Here is an 18,925-nt window from a genome sequence, read left to right as displayed (position 1 = left end):
GCGAGGACGCCGCGGGCGAGCAGGACGGTGCCGGCGGGGTAGAGCGCGGTGATCACCGCGACGACGGCGAGGTCCCCGCTGCGGGCCGCCAGCAGGAAGAGCAGGTTGGCCACCGAGTCCAGTACGCCGGCGGCGGCCGACATCGCGTACGCGGGCCTCTCCGTACCGAGCCTGCGGAACATCAGCCCGGCCGCGGCCAGGGTGACGGCCGAGGAGACCGCCCGGCCGACGATCAGCGGCGCGACACCGCTGTCGGACGGCGCCTGGTGCAGGAAGACCAGCTGGAGGGCGATGGCGGCGCCCGCGCCGAGGGCCAGCGACAGCGCGGTACGGGACGGGCGGGCCGATCCGGCGCCGTGTCCGGCGCTGACGAGCACCACGGCGACCAGCGCGAGCGGCAGGCCGAGGAGACCGGCGAGCCCGAGGTGCTCGCCCTGCAGCAGGCCGACGCCGACCGGGAGCATGGCGGAGACCAGCGCGGTGATGGGGGAGAGGACGTTCATCGGGCCGATCGCCAGGGTCTGGTAGAGCAGGGCGAAGGCGGCGGCCGAGGCGACGCCGGACGCGGCACCCCAGGCGAGCGCGCCGGTGCTGAACGAGGCGCCGAGCACGGGCCAGAGCAGCAGCTCGACCGCGAGTGAGGCCGGGGCCGCGATCATCACGGTGCGCAGGACGTGGGCCTTGCGTGCGCCGAGGCCGCCGAGGAAGTCGGCGCATCCGTACGCGAGGGAGCTGCCCAGGGCCAGCAGCAGAGCGATCACGGTGGTACATCCCTTAGTCTGTCAACGGAACGACTAGACCGTACATTGAAACGACCGTCCCGTGTCAACCAAACGACCGGACGGTGCATCGGAATGGTCCACTGGTGAGGACGGTGATCGGATGGCCGAGACAGAGGCAGCCCTGCGCACGCTTGCGCACAACGTCAGGACGGCCCGCACCCGCGCGGGACTGTCCCTGGACGAGCTGGGCCGGCGTGCGAAGGTCAGCAAGGGGGCTCTGGTCGGCCTGGAGAAGGCTCAGGGAAATCCGAACTTCGCCACCCTGGTCCGGCTGGCCGACACCCTCGGCGTCTCGGTGTCCGCCCTCATGGAGGGACCGGCCGAAGGCCGCGTCCGGGTGGTGTCCGCCGACGCCGTGATGCCGCTGTGGGCCGGCGAGCGGGGCAGCGAGGCCCGGCTCATGCTCACCACCTCCGGCCCGGCCCCCGTGGAGGTCTGGCGCTGGCGGCTCCAGCCGGGCGAGGAGTACCCCAGCCATCCTCACCAGGCGGGAGTCGTCGAAACGGTCAGCGTCACCTCCGGGCGGATGATCCTGGTCGTCGACGGCGTCGAGCATCCCGTGGAGGCCGGGCAGACCGCCACCTTCGACGGCGACGCCCCGCACACCTACCGCGGGGCGGGCGACGAGGCGTGCCACCTGATCATGACGGTCCACCTGCCGCCCGGCCCCTGAAGCGGGTCGCGTTCTGCCCGCGGTCAGCTCGCCATGCCGGCGAACATCCCCGGCTCGTACGACCCGCCCGGGTTGTGCACGATCACGTTCATCCGGGTGGCCGCGTTGATCAGCGAGACCAGGCAGACCAGTGCGCCGATCTGGTCGTCGTCGAAGTGCTCGCGCACCTCGGCCCAGGTCTCGTCGGACACGCCGCGGTCGCCGAGCCGGGTGCCTTCCTCGGCGAGCGCCAGCGCGGCCCGCTCGGCCCCGGAGAACACCGTGGTGTGCCGCCAGGCGGCGACCAGGTTGAGCCGGAGCGCGGTCTCACCGGCCGCCGCCGCCTCCTTGGTGTGGATGTCGACGCAGAAGCCGCAGCCGTTGAGCTGGCCGACCCGCAGCTCCACCAGCTCCCGCAGGGACTTCGGCAGCGTCGACCCTTCCAGGACCGACGAGGTGGCGTAGAACCGCTTGGCGATCTTCGCGGCGGTCGGGCTGTCGAAGAGGTTGAAACGAGGTTCCATGATGTTGTCCTCACTCGAGGTGTCGTGCGCTGTGCCGGGCGAACACAAGATGCCGACGGCCCGCTTCCTGTGACGCCGCGGTGATGTGGCCTGTGTCACCGGCCGGGGGTGTCACACAGCGGTGCGGGCCGGCGTCTGGTGTGCGGCGCAGGACCAGGCGCGGGCGCGGGCGAACAGGCGGGAGCCGACGATGAAGGACCGAATCACGAGTGACCGAATCACGAGTGACCGGACCATGAGTGACGGGACCACGGGCGACCGGACCACGAGCGACCGGAGAGACGGCGTCACCGAGGTGTTCGTCGCCCACCGCAACCTGCTGTTCACCGTCGCCTACGAGATCCTCGGCTCGGCCGCCGACGCCGAGGACGTCCTGCAGGAGACCTGGCTGCGGTGGGTGGGCGTCGACCCCGGCATCGTGCGGGACCAGCGGGCGTACCTCGTGCGGATCACCACCCGGCAGGCCCTGAGCCATCTGCGCACGCTCGGCCGGCGCAAGGAGTCGTACGTCGGCCCCTGGCTGCCCGAGCCGCTGCTGACCACGCCCGACGTGGCCGAGGACGTCGAGCTGGCCGACAGCGTCTCGATGGCGATGCTGCTCGTGCTGGAGACGCTGGCGCCGACCGAGCGGGCGGTGTTCGTGCTGCGCGAGGTGTTCGACCTCGGCTACGACGAGATCGCCGAAGGCGTCGGCAAGAGCCCGGCCGCGGTCCGTCAGATCGCCCACCGGGCGCGGGCCCACGTCGCCGCGCGACGACCGCGCGGAGCCGCCTCCGCGGACGAGGCGCGCCGTACCGTCGAGGAGTTCCGCCGGGCGGTCGAGACGGGCGAGCTGCAACGCCTGCTCGACATCCTCGCGCCCGACGTCGTCCTGCTGACCGACGGCGGCGGAGTCGTGCGGGCCGCGCTGGCGCCCGTCGTGGGGGCCGGCCGGGTGGCCCACGTGCTGGGCAGGATCACCGCCGCCGTGTCGGTGCGGCCGGCGCAGGTCAACGGCGAGCCGGCGCTGATCGTCCGGCTGGGCGGCGAGATCGACACCGTCATGGCCCTGCGCATCGACGACGGCCTCATCACCGGGATCTACGCCGTGCGCAATCCCGAGAAGCTGTCGCGCCTGGGGCGGGACATCGCCCTGAGCCGCTGAGAGCCGTCGCAACCGGTACGTCCGGCCGGGGTTCGACCTCTTGACCTCATGGGGCTCGGCCACTAATTTGCGTAAGACGTCGACCCGTGACGCTCGAAAGGAGGCGACCAGCGGATGTACACCAGCTCTGATCTCGGTCGCCTCGCCCAGTGCACCGTCTGGGTTCCGGGTCGTATCGCGCACGGCTGCTGAGCACGCCGTTCTCTGATGTGCCCGTAGTGGCACGTTCCAGGTTTCCCGCCTCCATCACCTCCCGGCATGTTGCTGTCGCGTGCCGTTCTGCGCCCGCTTGTCCTACGTGGCGCGTCTGAACACAGAAAGCTGCCTGAAAATTGGCGAACATCATGAATCGACCGATCGCGCACCGAAACGACGGCCCGTCATGGTAGGGGCACGGATCACGGTCAACGGGGAAGAAGCGCCGATCTCCCCGGCCGCACCCCACACCACAGTGCTGGACTTTCTGCGCGAGCGTGGCCTCACCGGCACCAAGGAGGGCTGCGCCGAGGGTGAATGCGGCGCCTGTTCGGTTCTCGTGGCCCGGCCCGGAGTGAACAAGCCCACCGACTGGGTGGCGGTCAACGCCTGCCTGGTCCCGGTCGCGGCGCTCGACGGCCAGGAGATCGTCACCGCCGAAGGACTCGCCACCGCCGGCGAACCCGGCTGCCCGCCCAGCCTGCACCCGGTGCAGGAGGAGATGGCGGTCCGCGGCGGCTCCCAATGCGGTTACTGCACACCGGGGTTCGTCTGCAGCATGGCCGCCGAGTACTACCGGCCCGACCGCTGCGCGCACCCCGAGCCGGCCGAGGGCACCGACGCCGAGCACGGCCCCAACGGGTTCGATCTGCACGCGCTGAGCGGAAACCTGTGCCGCTGCACCGGCTACCGCCCGATCCGCGACGCCGCGTTCGCCGTCGGTCAGCCGGCCGACGAGGACCCGCTGGCGCAACGGCGCGAGCAGGCCCCGCCCGCGCCCGTCGCCACCGAGTACGTCCGGGACGACAGCGCCTTCGTGCGCAGGAGCACCCTGGCCGAAACGCTCCGACTGCTGCGCGAGCGGCCCGACGCGGTCGTGGTGGCCGGCTCCACCGACTGGGGCGTCGAGGTCAACATCCGCGCTCGCCGGGCGGGTTGCGTCGTCGCGATCGACCGGCTGCCCGAACTGCGGGAGCTGCGCGTCGAGGACGACTCCGTCGAGATCGGCGCGGCGCTGACGCTGACCGAGACCGAACGCCGCCTCGACGGCAGCGTTCCGCTGCTGGCAGAGCTGTTCCCGCAGTTCGCCTCCCGGCTGATCCGCAACAGCGCCACCTTCGGCGGCAACCTCGGGACCGGCTCCCCGATCGGTGACAGCCCGCCGGCGCTGCTCGCGCTGGAGGCGACGCTGGTGCTCGCCGACGCCGACGGCGAGCGCGAGGTCCCGCTCGCGGACTACTTCACCGGCTACCGGCAGAGCGTGCGCCGCCCCGGCGAGTTGATCCGCGCGGTGCGCATCCCGCTGCCGCTGTCGCCGGTCGTGGCCTTCCACAAGATCGCCAAGCGCCGTTTCGACGACATCTCCAGCGTGGCCGTCGGATTCGCGCTCGACATCGAGGACGGGATCGTCCGCAAGGCGCGCATCGGCCTGGGCGGCGTGGCCGCCACCCCGATCCGCGCGCTCGCCACCGAGGCGGCCCTGGAGGGCAAGCCCTGGTCGGCGGAGACCGCCGAGGCCGCGGCGGGGGTGCTGCGGGGCGAGGGAACACCGATGAGCGATCACCGCGCCAGCGCCCTCTACCGCTCCGCGATGCTCGGCCAGAGCCTGCTGAAGCTGCACGCGCAAACCACCGAGGCGGTGCCGTCATGAGCCACTTGTCCCAGCGTCCCGAGAAGCCCGTCGTCGGCGTCCCGATGCCGCACGAGAGCGCGGCCCTGCACGTCACGGGCACCGCGCTCTACACCGACGACCTCGTGTACCGGACCAAGGACGTACTGCACGCCTACCCGGTACAGGTCATGAAGGCCCACGGCCGGATCACCGCGCTGCGCACCGAGCCCGCGCTCGCCGTGCCCGGTGTGGTCCGCGTGCTGACCGGTGCCGACGTGCCCGGCGTCAACGACGCCGGCATGAAGCACGACGAACCGCTGTTCCCCGACGAGGTCATGTTCCACGGCCACGCGGTCGCCTGGGTGCTCGGCGAGACCCTGGAGGCGGCCCGCCTCGGTGCGGCGGCCGTCGAGGTGGAACTCGAGGAACTGCCCTCCCTGATCACCCTCCAGGACGCGATCGCCGCGGGCAGCTTCCACGGCGCCCGGCCCGTGATGGAGACCGGCGACATCGACGCCGGGTTCGCCGACTCGGCGCACGTGTTCACCGGCGAGTTCCAGTTCGCCGGCCAGGAGCACTTCTACCTGGAGACGCATGCCGCGCTGGCCCAGGTCGACGAGAACGGGCAGGTGTTCGTCCAGAGCAGCACCCAGCACCCTTCGGAGACCCAGGAGATCGTCTCCCACGTGCTCGGTGTTCCCGCCCACGAGGTGACCGTGCAGTGCCTGCGGATGGGCGGCGGCTTCGGCGGCAAGGAGATGCAGCCGCACGGGTTCGCGGCCGTCGCCGCGCTCGGCGCCAAGCTCACCGGCCGCCCGGTCCGGTTCCGGCTCAACCGGACGCAGGACCTGACCATGTCCGGCAAGCGGCACGGTTTCCACGCCACGTGGAAGATCGGCTTCGACGCCGACGGCCGCATCCAGGCCCTGGACGCCACCCTGGTCGCGGACGGCGGCTGGAGCCTGGACCTGTCCGAGCCGGTGCTGGCCCGCGCGCTGTGCCACATCGACAACACCTACTGGATCCCCAACGCGCGCGTCGCCGGCCGTATCGCCAAGACCAACACGGTCTCCAACACCGCCTTCCGCGGCTTCGGCGGACCGCAGGGCATGCTGGTGATCGAGGACATCCTGGGCCGCTGCGCACCGCGGCTCGGCCTGGACCCCATGGAGCTGCGCGAGCGCAATTTCTACCAGCCGGGCCAGGGCCAGACGACCCCGTACGGACAGCCGGTCACGCAGGCCGAACGGATCTCCACCGTCTGGCAGCAGGTGAAGGACGACGCCGGCATCGCCGATCGCCGGCGTGAGATCGCCGCCTTCAACGCCGCGCACCCGCACACCAAGCGGGCACTCGCCCTCACCGGCATCAAGTTCGGCATCTCGTTCAACCTCACCGCCTTCAACCAGGGCGGCGCGCTGGTGCTGATCTACAAGGACGGCTCCGTCCTGATCAACCACGGCGGCACCGAGATGGGCCAGGGCCTGCACACCAAGATGATGCAGGTGGCGGCGACCACGCTGGGCATCCCGCTGCACAAGGTCCGCCTCGCCCCCACGCGTACCGACAAGGTGCCCAACACCTCGGCCACGGCAGCCAGTTCGGGGGCCGACCTCAACGGTGGGGCGATCAAGAACGCGTGTGAGCAGCTGCGCGAGCGACTGGTGCAGGTGGCCGCCACCCAGCTGGGCGGCAACGCCTCGGACGTACGCATCGTCGAGGGCGTCGCGCGTGTTCTCGGCAGCGACAAGGAGCTGGCCTGGGACGACCTGGTGCGCACCGCGTACTTCCAGCGCGTGCAGCTCTCGGCGGCCGGTTTCTACCGGACCGAGGGGCTGCACTGGGACGCCAGGACGTTCCGGGGCTCGCCGTTCAAGTACTTCGCGCACGGCGCCGCCGCGACCGAGGTCGAGGTGGACGGCTTCACCGGCGCGTACCGCATCCGGCGCGTGGACATCGTGCACGATGTCGGTGACAGCCTGTCCCCGCTGATCGACATCGGGCAGGTCGAGGGCGGTTTCGTGCAGGGCGCGGGCTGGCTGACCCTGGAGGACCTGCGCTGGGACGTCAGCGACGGGCCGAACCGCGGCCGGCTGCTGACCCAGGCCGCGAGCACCTACAAGCTGCCGAGCTTCTCGGAGATGCCCGAGGAGTTCAACGTCACGCTGCTGGAGAACGCCACCGAAGAGGGCGCCGTGTACGGCTCCAAGGCGGTGGGCGAGCCTCCGCTGATGCTGGCGTTCTCGGTGCGTGAGGCGCTGCGGCAGGCCGCCGCCGCGTTCGGGCCGAGCGGCGTCGACGTCGAGCTGGCGTCCCCCGCGACACCGGAGGCGGTGTACTGGGCGATCCAGGCGGCTCGCCGCGGCGGTGCCGAGCGGAACGGTCAGGCCGTGGACGGGGCTGCCGTCGACGGGGCTGCCGTCGACGGCGCGCTCCGCACCGATGCGAAAGCGCTGAGCGGTGCCTGACATGACCTGGGTCGGCGCGGTCGCGCGGCTGCGAGCACGCCGGGAGCCCGGCGTGCTGGTGACCGTCGCGACCGTGCGCGGCCACGCTCCGCGCGACGCCGGCGCGAAACTCGTCGTGGGGCGGACCGAGACGTGGGGCTCGATCGGCGGCGGCAACGTCGAGGCCGTCGCGATCGACCGGGCCAGGGAGATGATCGCCGCGTCCGAGCCGGAGCCGCAGCTGATCGATTTCGCCCTGAACGACAAGGTGACCAACCAGCACGGCGTGCAGTGCTGCGGCGGCACCGTCTCGGTGCTGCTCGAACCGCTGCCGGTGGTACGGGCGGTGGCGATCTTCGGTGTCGGTCACGTCGGACTGGAGCTGGCGCGCGTCCTGGCACGTCAGGACCTCGACCTGCATCTCATCGACTCCCGGTCCGACGTGCTCGCCGGGCAGCGGCTCGACGTGCTGGCGGACGCGGTGGCCCAGGTGCACGTCCACCACACGCCGCTGCTGCCCGAGGAGGTCTTGGCGGAGCTGCCGCGCGGCACCCACGTCCTGATCATGACCCATGATCACGCGGAGGACGCCGCGCTGTGCGACGCCGCCCTGCGTACACCCCACCTCGGGTCCATCGGGCTGATCGGATCGGCGGCCAAGTGGGCGCGGTTCCGCAGACTCCTGTCCACCGAGGGCGGCCACGACGAGGCCACCATCGCCCGGATCAAGACCCCGATCGGGCTGGCCGGCATCGCCGGCAAGGAACCCGCGACCATCGCCGTGAGCGTGGCCGCGGATCTGCTGCGCACCTTCGAGACCGAGGGGGACTGACCCTCGGTCCACAACGGCAAAGGTGCCCCGGGACCGTTCGCGTGTCCCGGGGCACCTTTGCCGGTCGTCAGTCCTTGGCTGAGTCCACCAGCTTGCGCACGTTCTCGATGCTGCCGCAGCCCGATTCCAGGTGCTGCGCGCGTGCCTCGCGGAACGCCTCGCCCAGCTCGGCGCGGCGCTGGTCGCTCACGTTCTCCCGGGCGTCGTTGAGAAGGGTCCGCTCCTCCTCGTCGGCGTGGTGGTTGACCGCCGTGACGAGTTCCTCCAGCTTCTCGTCCCACTCCTCGGAAGCCGTGTCGTCCACCTCCAGCAGGGCGAGCAGCGCCTCGTTGGCCTCATGGTGCTCATGGACGCTGTGCTCGACGTCGTCGCCGTCCACGTTCTTGTAGCGACGCAGAGCGGGGTAGACCTTCTCCTCCTCCGCCGAGGCGTGCGCGACGAGGAGGTCCGCGAACTCCTCCAGAGCGGCGGCACGGTCGGCTTCGGCGTTGCGCATCGTACGGAACAGGTCTTCCATACGGCGGTGGTCCTGCAGGATGAGTTCGACGACGTCGGTCGACGACACAGTGACTCTCCTCATTTCGGTGACGGTGGCAGCACGCGTCAGCGGGAACGTTCGGTCGGGCTCGACGGCCGGAAGCAGGCGGTGACCGACTTGCCGTCGGGGCAGGGACGGGCTTCCCACTCGTCGGCCAGGGCGTCGACCAGCAGCATGCCCCGCCCGCCCAGACCGTCACGGCTGGGTTCGCGGGGGGTGGGCAGCGCGCTGGCGTCGTCGTGCACTGTGACGTGCAGACACTGCCCGTCCCAGGCCAGCACCAGCCGGGCGGCGGAGTGGGCGTGGACGTGCGCGTTGGTGACCAGCTCCGACACGGTCAGCAGCACGTCGTCCACCGTCTGCGGGGCGCTGTGCGTCCAGCCGAGACTGTCCAGATGCCCACGCGCCCAGTCGCGCGCCGCCTTCGGCCCCGTGTTCATGGGCAGCGAGCGTGCCCAGCCCACCGCGCGCACTGACGATTCGTCCACGATGATCCCTCCCCGGTCCCGATTGATTCCGCGCTGTGGCGAGTACCCACCGTGTACGAGATGACGCGGCGAGCCACGGCCCGGGCCGGTGCCGGGGACGGGACCACGTGTCGCTTTCAGGCGGTGGTGAGCATGCCTTCGCGGAGGCGGGCCAGAAGGCGCGAGATCAGACGGGAGACGTGCATCTGCGAGATCCCGAGCCGTTCGCCGATCTCCTTCTGGGTGAGTTCCTCGACGAACCGCCAGTGGATGATCTGCCGGTCGCGTTCGTCGAGCTCGGCGAGCATCGGAGCCAGGGCGTGGAAGTCCTCGACCAGTTCGAGTGCGGCGTCGTCGGTGCCGATGAAGTCGGCGAGGGCCGCCTCGCCGTCCTCGCTGCCGTTGATGGCCGCGTCGAGGGAGGCGGAGTTGTAGCCGTTGGACGCCAGGCGGGCCTCGACGACCTCCTCCTCCGGCAGGCTCATCAGCTCGGACAGTTCCTTGGTCGTGGGGGTGCGACCCAGCCGGCTGCGCAGTTCCTCGGTGGCGCGGGCCAGCTGCACCCGGGCCTCCTGAAGGCGGCGCGGCACGTGCACGGCCCAGGAGGTGTCGCGGAAGAACCGCTTGATCTCACCGACGATGTACGGCACCGCGAAGGAGGTGAACTCCACCTCGCGGGAGATCTCGAACCGGTCGATGGCCTTGATCAGACCGATCATGCCGACCTGGACGATGTCCTCCATCTCCTCCGGGCCCCGGCTGCGGAACCGGCCGGCCGCGAAGCGGACCAGGGACATGTTCATCTCGATCAGCGTGTTGCGCGCGTACTGGTACTCGGGTGTCCCCTCCTCCAGCGTCGCCAGCTGGCCGAAGAACAGCTTCGACAGCTCGCGTGCGTCCGCGGGCGCCACCTTCGACGGATCCGTAATCTCCGGCATGGCGGTAGTGCATTCAGCAGCCTGCACGGTCGTCGTCATGGCCTTCCCTCCCATTTGGTGCGCCCTTGCGATGGCCGGCTGGTGAGCCGACGAAGCTGCGCCTACCCCGTCATGCGATCCGCATGCTCTCTCTTTTTTTCGGATTGCGACGCGGGCGCGCTCCGCGCTGCCGGCTGCCGTGGTGAGGACGCCGTGAGGCAGGGCCGCGAGCGCGGTCGAGGAGGTGCCCGGAGGGGAAGCCCGGGGCGGGGCGGAACCGGTGTCACCGGGCGCAGCCGGCGTCCAGTACCTCGATCACGTCACCGCGGGTGGTGTAGACGAGCCAGCACCAGTCACCGAACGCCGCGGCGACGCCCGGGACCTGTGCCATCGGGTCCTCGGCCACGGCCGTGATGAGGGTGATGATCTCCTCGTGCACGTCGTCCGGGACCTCGAACAGCACATTGGCCGCTCGCTGGATCAGTTCGACTCGCATGTCGCCCCCTGCGAAGCAGGCGCGGCGGTCCTGCGGCGGGCGCCTGGGCCGCCGCCTGGAAACCACGGCCGGGTACCCCACGCCACCGTTGCGCAACCCTCGCCCGTCGCTCCGTTCGCATCCGGTGTCGTGCTCCGCCCCGGCGGGTACGCGGGATGCCGTTCCGCCGTGACGGTGAAGGCCGACGAGCGAGGGGAGGGCCGGTGCCGACCGGGACAGCGCTGGACGTGGCCGTGCTGGTGGGGCTGCAGGCCTCCGGCAAGTCGACGTTCTGCCGCCAGTGGCTGACCGGGCCGTACGAACTGGTCAGCAAGGATCTGTTTCCCCGGTCCGCGCGGCGCAGGCAGCAGCGGCAGATGCGGCTGGTGATGGAGGCGCTGGCCGCGGGGAGGCCCGTGGCGGTCGACAACACCAATCCGTCCCCGGAGGAGTGGGCCCCGCTCGTCGCGGCCGGACACGCGCACGGTGCGACGGTCACCGCCTACTGGTTCCCGCCGGACGTGGCGGGATCACTGGCACGCAACGCGTTGCGGGAGGGGCGGGCGCGGATCCCCGACATCGGGATCCGTGCCACCGCCAGGCGGCTGCGCCGCCCCTCGCGAGCGGACGGCTTCGACGCCGTCCTGGAGGTACGGTTCGACGGCCGCGGCGGCTTCCGGGTGCGTCCCGTCCCCGACGCACCGCGTCGGGCGGAGGCGGCGCCGGACGGCAGCCCCTGAGGGGGTCAGCTCCAGCCGAAGCGCCGGTCCACCACGGCGGCGAACTCCTCCAGGGTCAGCACGGAGTCCCCGTTCTGGTCGGCCGCGTCGAACAGTGCGGAGGACGCATCGGTGTCCTGCACGCCCCAGTACGGCAGGACACCCGAGGCGGCCAGGGAGGGACCTTTGGTCCGCAGGGCGACGATCACCTCTTCGCGGGTCAGCGTCCCGTTCCGGTCGAGGTCCAGCGCCTCGAACAGCTTCCGGGCCTTCTCACTCATCCGTCGTCCTCGTCTCGTCGTCGGAAGGGCTGCGGGCCGTCCCGTCACCGGGGATGACGCCGAGCCGCCCCTCCGGGTTCCCCGTGAGCGGGGTGCCGGCGGCTTCCTCCCGGGAATTCTTGTGGGACTCCGGCTTGGCGGGGCACTCAAACGGGGTGGTGGACACCGATGCTTTCTTCGACCGGCTGAATCCGCAGATGTGCGTGGTCACGGCCGCGGTGGGGGACGAGCGGGCCGGGTGCCTGGTCGGCTTCTCCGCGCAGTGCTCCATCCGGCCGCTGCGGTACGTGGTCTTTCTCTCCAAGGCCAACCGCACCTACCGGGTGGCCCGTGACGCCGACCGTCTCGCCGTCCATCTGCTGACCCGCGACCAGCACGAGCTGGCCGCGCTGTTCGGCGGGGAGACCGGCGACGAGGTGGACAAGTTCACCCGGGTGCGCTGGCGGCGGGGGCACGGCGGGGCGGTCGTCCTGGAGGACGCGGCCGCGTGGTTCGTCGGCGCCGTGCGCACCCGCGTCGACGGCGGCGATCACGTGGGGTTCGTGCTCGAACCCGAGCGCAGCGGACAGCGCGGGGACGACCGTCCGCCGCTGCGGCTGCGCGACAGCCTCGACATCGATCCGGGCCACCCGGCGGACTGACCGGCCGGGCGGGGCCGCGCTCACGGCACCCGGGCCGTCCAGGCGGGCGAGGAGAACTTGGTGCGCGCCAGGTGCCGCGCGCGGGTCAGCTCCTCGTCGGTCACCTTGCCCTGCGACAGGCCGTACCGGCCGCGGAACGACTCGATCATCCGCTCGATCACGGCCTCCCGGGGCAGTCCGGTCTGCCGGCGCAGCGGATCCACCCGCTTCTTGGCGCTCTTGATGCCCTTGTCGGACAGCTTCTCGCGCCCGATGCGCAGCACGTCGAGCATCTTGTCGGCGTCGATGTCGTAGGACATGGTCACGTGGTGGAGCACGGCGCCGGGGCGGCCCTCGGGCCCCACGATCCGCTTCTGGGCGGCGCCCGCGATCTTGCCCTGGTCGGTGGCGATGTCGTTCAGCGGCTGGTACCAGGCTCTGATCCCCATGTCGCCGAGCGCGCCGAGCACCCAGTCGTCGAGGTAGGCGTAGCTGTCCTGGAAGGACAGTCCCTGGACGAGCGCCTCGGGCACGGACAGCGAGTAGGTGATCGTGTTGCCGGGCTCGACGAACATGGCGCCGCCGCCGGAGATCCGCCGGACGACCTGCACGCCGTGCCGGGCGGCGGCCTCCGCGTCGACCTCGTTGCGCAGGGACTGGAAGCTGCCGATGATCACCGCGGGGGCGCCCCACTCCCACACCCGCAGCGTCGGGGCGCGCCGGCCCGCGGCCACCTCGGCGGTCAGCACCTCGTCGAGCGCCATGTGCAGCGCCGGGGACTGGGGGCCCTCGTGGATCAGCTGCCAGTCGTAGTCCGTCCAGTCGGTGGCGTGCGCGAGGGCGCGGCGGACGGCGATGGCGATGCCTTCCGAGGTGAGTCCGTACATCACCGTCCCCTCGGGGAGCGCCGCGTCGACGCGGGCGGCCAGGCCGGCCGCGTCCGTGTCCGCCGGGACTCCGTTCAGCGCGTCGTTCACCGCGTCGAGTGCCTCGTCGGGCTCCAGGAAGAAGTCGCCCGCCACGCGCGCGCGGGACAGCACCCCGCCTTCGGTGTCCACGTCGACGACGACCAGCTTGCCGCCGGGGATCTTGTACTCACCGTGCACGGACCCACTCCGTTCCCGCTTCCACACCGCTGCCGCGTCCGTCCGATCGATCAACGTGCGATCGGGACGGATGATTCCCGACATGTACGGCGCCGGGCGGACGCGGTACGGGCTTCGTCGCGGCCGGTCAGCCGGGGGAAGGAGCGGGCGGCGGCCAGGAAGCCGAGTGTCGTCAGCACGAACGGCCAGGTGAAGGCGTGGCCGCCGGACGGGGCCAGCAGTGCGGCGACAGCCGGGGTCAGGACGGTCGCGGTCGCGGCGCCGAGCAGCGCGTACAGCAGGGTGGCCGGGGACGCCGGCAGGAACACCCCGCACAGCGCCATGGCGACCAGGACCGCGTTGCAGCCCATGGTGCCGTCGGCGACCAGTGGGGGCGGTGCCCCGAGCGCCCAGGCGGTCAGGACGCCGGTCGCGCTGCCGGCGCACGCTGCCAGGCTCGCCGTACGGTCGGTCAGGAAGACCGCCGCGAGCAGCAGCGCGCCCACGTACCACCGTTCCAGGAAGAACAGCTGGGAGACGTTGTGCAGGAAGGCCCGCGCGGCCTCCTCCAGGTGCGGTCCGGCCGGACCGGGGGCAGGGGCGGACAGGGCGGCGAGGCTGCCGGGGTGCGGCCGGACCCGGGGGAAGGCGGGCGCGGCGACGCTCACCGCGACCGCCAGCGCGCAGTACGGCAGCGTCAGCGGCGGCAGGCTCCATCCCCGCAGCAGGCGGACGGCCGCCGCGGTGAGGACGGTGACCACGGCGCAGCCCGCCGCGGCGAACAGCGCGGTGGACGGCCGGGCCGGGCCCAGGAGCACCGCGCAGCACAGGGCGAAGAGGGCGGAGTTGAAGCCCTCGAGGCCCGGGTCCAGCCGGTCGCGGGACACGCCGAGCACGCGCGCGGTACCGGTGCCCAGGGCGGCGCCGCCCGTCGCGTACACCGCGTACCGCCAGTCGGCCAGGGCCACGGCCAGACAGAAGACGGCGCCGGTCCACGGGCTGCCCAGGAACATCACCTGGCCGAGACCGCGCAGCACCTGCGCCGGGAAGCCCCCCGCCCGTTCCGGGCGCCACCACTGAACCCCCATCGACCGTCGCACGTCCCACCCCTAAGACGAGTTCCTCCGCGCTTTCCGCATCACGGCACAAACTTTCCGTCATACGGTACCGGGTGGTCGCAGCTGCGGTGTGCGGCCGCACAAGCGGACGCGCGGGTCCGGCCGGACCACAGTCCGGCCGGACCCGCGCGCAGGGCGTGGGACTACGACGCGTCGCGGACGGTCCCGGTCACCACCGGGCCGTGCGGCTCGCCCTCCAGGTCGGTGGGCTGGAGGACCACGTGCTCCGCCGGCTCGGCGACCTGGTCGCGAACCGTGGGCACGGCCAGCTCCGCGCTCAGCTCACCGGCCGGCACCGGCGCCCACAGGGAGAAGTACTCCAGCTCGGACAGCGGCACCTCCCCGTCGGGCAGCTCCCCGTACATGTCCTTCAGCCAGTCCTGGTCGACGTCCCGGGTGGACAGCTCGGGCCGCCCGCCGGCCGGCACCACCAGCAGCGGGGACCCGAGGTCCACGTCGGCGGGCGCGGACAGCGAGACCCGCCAGCGCAGCGGCTGCCCCTCGGTGACCTCACCGGCGACCGGGGTCACCGCGACCTCGGGCCGCGGATCGTCGTTCTGCACGGTGACGCCACCGGCGTACGACCCGACGACCGTGCCGCGGACCGCCTTCGCCAGGACGAAGTTGGAGACGTCCCAGGCGTAGCGCTCGTTGCCCTCCACCTTCACCGTCACCTTCGTGCCGGCGTCGCCCGGGCGCACGGTGACGAGGCGGTGCGTGGTCGCCCCGGTGGCCGGGTCCGTCACGTACATCCGCACCGAGCCGCTGCCCTGGCCGGAGACGCGCACGGGCACCTCGTAGGTGCGCACGCCCGAGTCGCCCTCCTCGACCGTCAGCCGGCCGATGTCGACCCGGGGCAGGGCCGCCGCCCGCACCGCGGGGGTGCCGGGGCGCCAGGCGTGGGCGTCCATCAGCCAGGCCTGGCCCGCACGGGAACGCGGGGTCAGTTCCAGCGTGGCGATCCGGCTCAGGTCGACCCCGGCGCGGCCGGCGGCGGTGAGCGGTACGCGCCGCTCCTGCGCCCAGTAGGAGGAGGTGCGCTCGCTGCCCGGCAGCCCGTCCGCCCGGACCGTGCCGAGGGTGACGCGCTTGCCGGCCGCGTCGGTGACCGAGACGTCGAGCCGGGTACCGCTGCTGTTCGGCGGCACGACGACGCGCAGCGCCAGGCTCTTCGCGCCCTTGAGGGAGACGGCCTTGGCGGGCCGGATCCGGACGGGCGCGCCCGCCGCGGACCACTTCAGCGCCACGGCGCGGCGCCCCTGCTCACGCTCCGGCCACCAGCGGGCGAAGTGCGGCGACCCGCCGGCCACCTCCTCGCTCAGGCACGCGGCCCTCGGGTTCGGGTCGACCGCGGCGCACAGCCGTCCGCCGGTGACCTTCATCGGGCCGTCCGGCAGGAAGCCGGCGCCCCGGCCCGCGCCCACGGCGTGGGTCAGGACGCGCGCGGGATCCGCCGAGGGGGCCCGGCGGCCGGTGCCGTCGACCAGCTCGCGCACCCGGTCGTCACCGGCGACGAACAGCCGCGCGGCGGCGGCGATGTAGGTGGCGCCGGCGCGGTGCTGCTGCTGCGCCGTGAGCCGGGTGGCGCTGCCCGGGGAACAGACCGGGTCGCGGTCCTCGGGCTCGTCCCAGAAGTCGTCGTTCGCGGGCGCCTCGGCCTCGCCCGGCGTCCACTCGCTGTTGAAGAAGTTGTGGTTGGCGCCGGTCATGTACACGGCGCTGTGCAGGGCCTTGCCGCGGCTCACCCCGCGGGTGCCGTCGACGTACACCTGGCCCTGGAGGTCCGAGACGTCCCCGTCGCAGCCCGGCAGGATCGTCAGCGACGGCACGTCCGGCACCGGGTTCTGGCCGAAGATGGTCGGGCCGATCAGCACCGTGCCGCGAATGGTCCAGCGGGCACGGCCCGGCTGGCCGTCCTGGGCGGCCGGCGGCGGGTAGAGGCTGTCCAGGGCGGCCCGGTCGACACCCTCACCACCGCGCGAATGGCCCACCAGCAGGACGCGCGACAGGTCGGCCCTGGGCGCCTTGCGGACGGCCTCCGGGGCGGAGGACGGCCGCGCGGACCAGTCCGCCCAGCGCGCCAGGTGCTTGCGGACCAGCGACGAGCGGGCCTGCGCACCCGCGTCCTCGGCCTCGGCGTCCTGGCCGTTGATGCCGTTGGCGGAGATCGACACCGTCACATAGCCCTGCGAGGCCAGCAGCTTCTGGTCCTTCAGATAGCCGCGGTGGCTGGGGATCGGCTGGGCACCGGCCGCGCAGGGCCAGTCGATCGTGACGTCCTCCTCGGTGCCGCCGGGGACGTAGCAGGTGGCGTGCCGGCCGTGCAGGAAGAGGGCGAGGGGGCGCTTGCCGGTGGCGCCCTTCGGGGCGACCACCACGCCGCGCATCTCGACCGGTGCCGGGAAGCCCGGCAGCCGCACGGAGTCGAGCGCGTACTCGCCGGTGACCGTGGCGAACGGGCCCGGCTTGCCCGGGTCGACGGCCCCCGCGGGCAGCCGGGGCGGGAGCTCAGGGGCGCGCGGCGCGGAGGCGTCCGGCCCGTTCGACGCACCGGGGGCCCGGTCCAGCCGACGGCCGCCCGCCCACACCTGAACACCCGTCAGGTCCGTGAGCCGGGCCCGCTCCAGGGACAGCCGGAAGGTCCGGCCGTCCTCGTCCGGCTCCGGAACGCCCACCAGCCCGTCGCCGGTGTGGAACTCCACGCGTGCGTCGCCCGGCGGGATGCGCCGCGGCGCCCGCCACTCCAGGGCGTCCCCCTCGCCGGTGGCGGCGATCCGCCAGCCGGGCGGCAGGGCATTCGCTCCGTCGCCCGCCGCGGCGGAAGCGGCGCCGGGCGGCTGGGGGCGGGCCTGCGCCACGACGGGCGACGCGCCGATCAGCGTCACCGCCGCGAGCGCGGTGGCCCACGTTATTCGGGCACGTATCAACGAACCTCTCCTCAAATCATCGATCCGGGGGCGCCTTGCGTCGGCGCCCCCGTGCAGGAGGAGTCGGAGAGGGACGTACGGGTTGCCCGTGGTCCGGGAGACGGCCGGAAACCGGTCAGTCTCCGGCCGGGCGGGACGCCCTCCACAGGTCTCCGGTGAGCCCCACCGGGTTGCCGGACGGCACCGTGCCGGAGGCCAGCACCGTGCGGGCGAGGGGTTCGAGCAGAGCGGCGAGACGAGCGGCGGCCGCCTCACCCACGGCCTTCCAGGGCTGCGCCGCGGCCGCGTCGGTCCCCGCCTCGACCTCCGCGTGCAGAGCCGCTCCGGCGGCGGTCAGCGACCCGTCACCGGCGAGCCGGCCCCGCTCGCGCAGCGCGGCCTCGGCGGCCTGCCACGCCGACAGGTCCCACTTGCGGCTCTCCCGCAGCAGCGTCGCGTCCGACTCGGCGGCGGCGGCCTTCAGCACCAACGCCTCCACCGGCCCCAGCCCGTGCGCGACCAGGACGGCGACATGCCCGTCCCCGCGGTGTTCGCGCAGCGTCGTGAGCGCCTGCCAGAGTCTGAGGTGGGGCCGGCCGGGGCGGTCGAGGGCCTGGTTGGCGGCGCCGAGCACCCGGCCCGCCGGATCCGCGGCCATGGCCGCCTCCCAGGCCAGGTCGGCGGCCTCCGCCATCGCCGCGGAGGCGACCCCGTCCTGGCCGAACAGGCGGGTCATGGCGGCGTCCACCGCCCGCAGCCGTGCCGCGAGCGCGTCGGCCGGGGTCGTGTGCCGCCAGGCGTCCGGCAGCGCCCGGGCCACGCGGTCGGGGTGGAAGACGTAGAAGCAACTGGTCACGACGGGCGCGGGAACGGGGCCGAGCGGGGCGGCGCGCAGGGCGAAGTAGCCCATCCAGAAGCCGCGCAGGCCGAGTTCGTCCGCGGCCGGCGGGCCTCGGGGGCGAAGTAGACGATGCCGTGCACCGGTTCGTACCGCTCCCACATGGACCGTGCCAGTACCTCGCCCACCACGTGCCTCCCTCTCCTCGGCCGCCCCCGCGGCCACCGCGGCCCCGGGACGGTGACCGCCGAGCAGCATGCGGCACGGCGCCCGGCCGGACAAGGGGCCCTCAGGGGACGGGCGGCATCTCACCGGGGCGTGAGTCGAGCCCCGCGCGATGGTTGACCCACGAGCCGCGGGTGAAGTCGGGCACCGGCACCGGGCGGCCGCCCGCCGCGAGGGACCTGACGCTCAGCGGGACGGGGGAGCACCAGATCGCGGCGTCGTAGACGTCCATGTCGGGGACGAGTCCGGCGCGCATCTGCTGGACGGTGCGCCACTGCAGCACGTAGTCCATCCCGCCGTGCCCGCCGTTGTTGGCGGCGTCGTCGCCGATCTTCCGCCACAGCCAGTGGTCGAACTCCTTGCGGTAGGCGTCGAACGCCCGCCAGCTGTGGCCGCTGTGGTCCGGCTCGACGTAGATCCGCCCGCCGCCCGCCGACGCCACGCCCGCGTAGTCCTCGAAGATGCCGCGGCTGCCGGCCAGCGAGTTGATACGGCTGTAGGGGCGCGGCGAGCTGACGTCGTGCTCGGCGCGGATCACCCGGCCCCGC

19 protein-coding genes and 1 pseudogene are annotated in these 18,925 nt (G+C 72.7%); 7 read left to right on the top strand and 13 right to left on the bottom strand.

Features of this window, described 5'->3' with window-relative positions; translation table 11 throughout:
- On the bottom strand, positions 1 to 761 hold a 761-nt coding region (locus CCN42_RS28940; protein ID WP_086740035.1), incomplete at its 3' end, for an EamA family transporter.
- A 121-nt stretch (positions 762 to 882) separates the two neighbouring features.
- Here CCN42_RS28940 and CCN42_RS28935 point away from each other — a divergent pair.
- Positions 883 to 1,455: a helix-turn-helix domain-containing protein gene (locus CCN42_RS28935; protein ID WP_086169692.1), complete on the top strand. Its 573-nt coding sequence runs from the start codon at positions 883 to 885 to the stop codon at positions 1,453 to 1,455.
- A 23-nt stretch (positions 1,456 to 1,478) separates the two neighbouring features.
- Here CCN42_RS28935 and CCN42_RS28930 read toward each other — a convergent pair whose 3' ends face one another.
- Positions 1,479 to 1,958, bottom strand: coding sequence for a carboxymuconolactone decarboxylase family protein (locus CCN42_RS28930; protein ID WP_086740033.1), 480 nt, complete (start codon positions 1,956 to 1,958; stop codon positions 1,479 to 1,481).
- Between the two features lie 235 nt (positions 1,959 to 2,193).
- Between CCN42_RS28930 and CCN42_RS28925 the strand changes: the two genes are divergently transcribed.
- The 4 genes from CCN42_RS28925 to xdhC all read left to right on the top strand — a co-directional run bounded on the left by CCN42_RS28925 (position 2,194) and on the right by xdhC (position 8,188).
- A complete protein-coding gene (locus CCN42_RS28925) occupies positions 2,194 to 3,102 on the top strand; it encodes an RNA polymerase sigma-70 factor (RefSeq protein ID WP_245877516.1) in 909 nt (302 codons plus the stop codon).
- Positions 3,103 to 3,484: 382 nt separating this feature from the next.
- Positions 3,485 to 4,948 (top strand): xanthine dehydrogenase small subunit, encoded by a 1,464-nt coding sequence (locus CCN42_RS28920; protein ID WP_086740029.1) that lies wholly within the window; start codon positions 3,485 to 3,487, stop codon positions 4,946 to 4,948.
- Positions 4,945 to 7,377, top strand: coding sequence for a xanthine dehydrogenase molybdopterin binding subunit (xdhB, locus tag CCN42_RS28915; RefSeq protein WP_086740028.1), 2,433 nt, complete (start codon positions 4,945 to 4,947; stop codon positions 7,375 to 7,377). The genes CCN42_RS28920 and xdhB overlap by 4 nt, the downstream gene beginning before the upstream one ends.
- A 1-nt stretch (position 7,378) precedes the next feature.
- Entirely contained in the window at positions 7,379 to 8,188 is an 810-nt protein-coding gene (xdhC, locus tag CCN42_RS28910; RefSeq protein ID WP_107427655.1) for a xanthine dehydrogenase accessory protein XdhC, read from the top strand.
- Between the two features lie 67 nt (positions 8,189 to 8,255).
- Here the strand turns inward: xdhC and CCN42_RS28905 are convergent, their stop codons facing one another.
- The 4 genes from CCN42_RS28905 to CCN42_RS28890 form a co-directional block, all read right to left on the bottom strand.
- On the bottom strand, positions 8,256 to 8,753 hold the full coding sequence (locus tag CCN42_RS28905) for a hemerythrin domain-containing protein (RefSeq protein ID WP_245877515.1): 498 nt from the start codon (positions 8,751 to 8,753) through the stop codon (positions 8,256 to 8,258).
- 38 nt (positions 8,754 to 8,791) lie between these two features.
- Entirely contained in the window at positions 8,792 to 9,214 is a 423-nt protein-coding gene (locus tag CCN42_RS28900; protein WP_086740024.1) for an ATP-binding protein, read from the bottom strand.
- A 116-nt stretch (positions 9,215 to 9,330) separates the two neighbouring features.
- Entirely contained in the window at positions 9,331 to 10,170 is an 840-nt protein-coding gene (locus tag CCN42_RS28895; RefSeq protein ID WP_086740022.1) for an RNA polymerase sigma factor SigF, read from the bottom strand.
- A 223-nt stretch (positions 10,171 to 10,393) separates the two neighbouring features.
- The gene (locus CCN42_RS28890; RefSeq protein WP_043505551.1) at positions 10,394 to 10,606 is read right to left on the bottom strand and encodes a hypothetical protein; all 213 of its coding nucleotides are present in this window, start codon (positions 10,604 to 10,606) and stop codon (positions 10,394 to 10,396) included.
- A 203-nt stretch (positions 10,607 to 10,809) separates the two neighbouring features.
- Between CCN42_RS28890 and CCN42_RS28885 the strand changes: the two genes are divergently transcribed.
- A complete protein-coding gene (locus CCN42_RS28885; protein WP_245877513.1) occupies positions 10,810 to 11,325 on the top strand; it encodes an ATP-binding protein in 516 nt (171 codons plus the stop codon).
- A gap of 5 nt (positions 11,326 to 11,330) precedes the next feature.
- Here CCN42_RS28885 and CCN42_RS28880 read toward each other — a convergent pair whose 3' ends face one another.
- Together CCN42_RS28880 and CCN42_RS43855 are read right to left on the bottom strand one after the other, a co-directional pair.
- Complete coding sequence (locus tag CCN42_RS28880) at positions 11,331 to 11,585, bottom strand: EF-hand domain-containing protein (RefSeq protein ID WP_086740018.1); 255 nt, start codon at positions 11,583 to 11,585, stop codon at positions 11,331 to 11,333.
- Complete coding sequence (locus CCN42_RS43855; protein WP_158102139.1) at positions 11,578 to 11,751, bottom strand: hypothetical protein; 174 nt, start codon at positions 11,749 to 11,751, stop codon at positions 11,578 to 11,580. Before CCN42_RS43855 ends, CCN42_RS28880 begins: the two co-directional genes overlap by 8 nt.
- Between CCN42_RS43855 and CCN42_RS28875 the strand changes: the two genes are divergently transcribed.
- Complete coding sequence (locus tag CCN42_RS28875) at positions 11,741 to 12,226, top strand: flavin reductase family protein (protein ID WP_086740016.1); 486 nt, start codon at positions 11,741 to 11,743, stop codon at positions 12,224 to 12,226. The genes CCN42_RS43855 and CCN42_RS28875 overlap by 11 nt on opposite strands.
- Positions 12,227 to 12,246: 20 nt before the next feature.
- On the opposite strand, the gene lplAB is transcribed toward CCN42_RS28875, so the two are convergent.
- From lplAB to CCN42_RS28850, 5 genes and pseudogenes are all read right to left on the bottom strand, one after another.
- The gene (gene lplAB / locus CCN42_RS28870; protein WP_169731544.1) at positions 12,247 to 13,311 is read right to left on the bottom strand and encodes a lipoate-protein ligase LplAB; all 1,065 of its coding nucleotides are present in this window, start codon (positions 13,309 to 13,311) and stop codon (positions 12,247 to 12,249) included.
- A 50-nt stretch (positions 13,312 to 13,361) separates the two neighbouring features.
- Entirely contained in the window at positions 13,362 to 14,378 is a 1,017-nt protein-coding gene (locus tag CCN42_RS28865; RefSeq protein ID WP_086740012.1) for an urea transporter, read from the bottom strand.
- A 173-nt stretch (positions 14,379 to 14,551) separates the two neighbouring features.
- The gene (locus tag CCN42_RS28860) at positions 14,552 to 17,335 is read right to left on the bottom strand and encodes an alpha/beta hydrolase (RefSeq protein ID WP_086740010.1); all 2,784 of its coding nucleotides are present in this window, start codon (positions 17,333 to 17,335) and stop codon (positions 14,552 to 14,554) included.
- A gap of 115 nt (positions 17,336 to 17,450) precedes the next feature.
- Positions 17,451 to 18,224 (bottom strand): SCO6745 family protein, encoded by a 774-nt coding sequence (locus tag CCN42_RS28855; RefSeq protein ID WP_245877512.1) that lies wholly within the window; start codon positions 18,222 to 18,224, stop codon positions 17,451 to 17,453.
- A gap of 217 nt (positions 18,225 to 18,441) precedes the next feature.
- Positions 18,442 to 18,925: pseudogene (locus tag CCN42_RS28850) on the bottom strand (gfo/Idh/MocA family oxidoreductase); the annotation flags it as partial.

The sequence above is a fragment of the Streptomyces glaucescens genome (assembly GCF_002154375.1).
GTDB classification, from domain to species: domain Bacteria; phylum Actinomycetota; class Actinomycetes; order Streptomycetales; family Streptomycetaceae; genus Streptomyces; species Streptomyces glaucescens.
Note: the sequence above shows the minus strand (reverse complement) of the source record. Positions and strands in the feature narration are given on the sequence as shown.

Excerpts from the sequence above, each read along its gene's own strand:
- CCN42_RS28925 (WP_245877516.1), top strand. The coding sequence starts at position 2,194 with ATGAGTGACGGGACCACGGGCGACCGGACCACGAGCGACCGGAGAGAC.
- CCN42_RS28880 (WP_086740018.1), bottom strand. The coding sequence starts at position 11,585 with ATGAGTGAGAAGGCCCGGAAGCTGTTCGAGGCGCTGGACCTCGACCGG.
- CCN42_RS28935 (WP_086169692.1), top strand. The coding sequence starts at position 883 with ATGGCCGAGACAGAGGCAGCCCTGCGCACGCTTGCGCACAACGTCAGG.
- CCN42_RS28895 (WP_086740022.1), bottom strand. The coding sequence starts at position 10,170 with ATGACGACGACCGTGCAGGCTGCTGAATGCACTACCGCCATGCCGGAG.
- xdhB (WP_086740028.1), top strand. The coding sequence starts at position 4,945 with ATGAGCCACTTGTCCCAGCGTCCCGAGAAGCCCGTCGTCGGCGTCCCG.
- CCN42_RS28855 (WP_245877512.1), bottom strand. The coding sequence starts at position 18,224 with ATGGGCTACTTCGCCCTGCGCGCCGCCCCGCTCGGCCCCGTTCCCGCG.
- CCN42_RS28930 (WP_086740033.1), bottom strand. The coding sequence starts at position 1,958 with ATGGAACCTCGTTTCAACCTCTTCGACAGCCCGACCGCCGCGAAGATC.
- CCN42_RS28890 (WP_043505551.1), bottom strand. The coding sequence starts at position 10,606 with ATGCGAGTCGAACTGATCCAGCGAGCGGCCAATGTGCTGTTCGAGGTC.
- xdhC (WP_107427655.1), top strand. The coding sequence starts at position 7,379 with ATGACCTGGGTCGGCGCGGTCGCGCGGCTGCGAGCACGCCGGGAGCCC.
- CCN42_RS28920 (WP_086740029.1), top strand. The coding sequence starts at position 3,485 with ATGGTAGGGGCACGGATCACGGTCAACGGGGAAGAAGCGCCGATCTCC.
- CCN42_RS28865 (WP_086740012.1), bottom strand. The coding sequence starts at position 14,378 with ATGGGGGTTCAGTGGTGGCGCCCGGAACGGGCGGGGGGCTTCCCGGCG.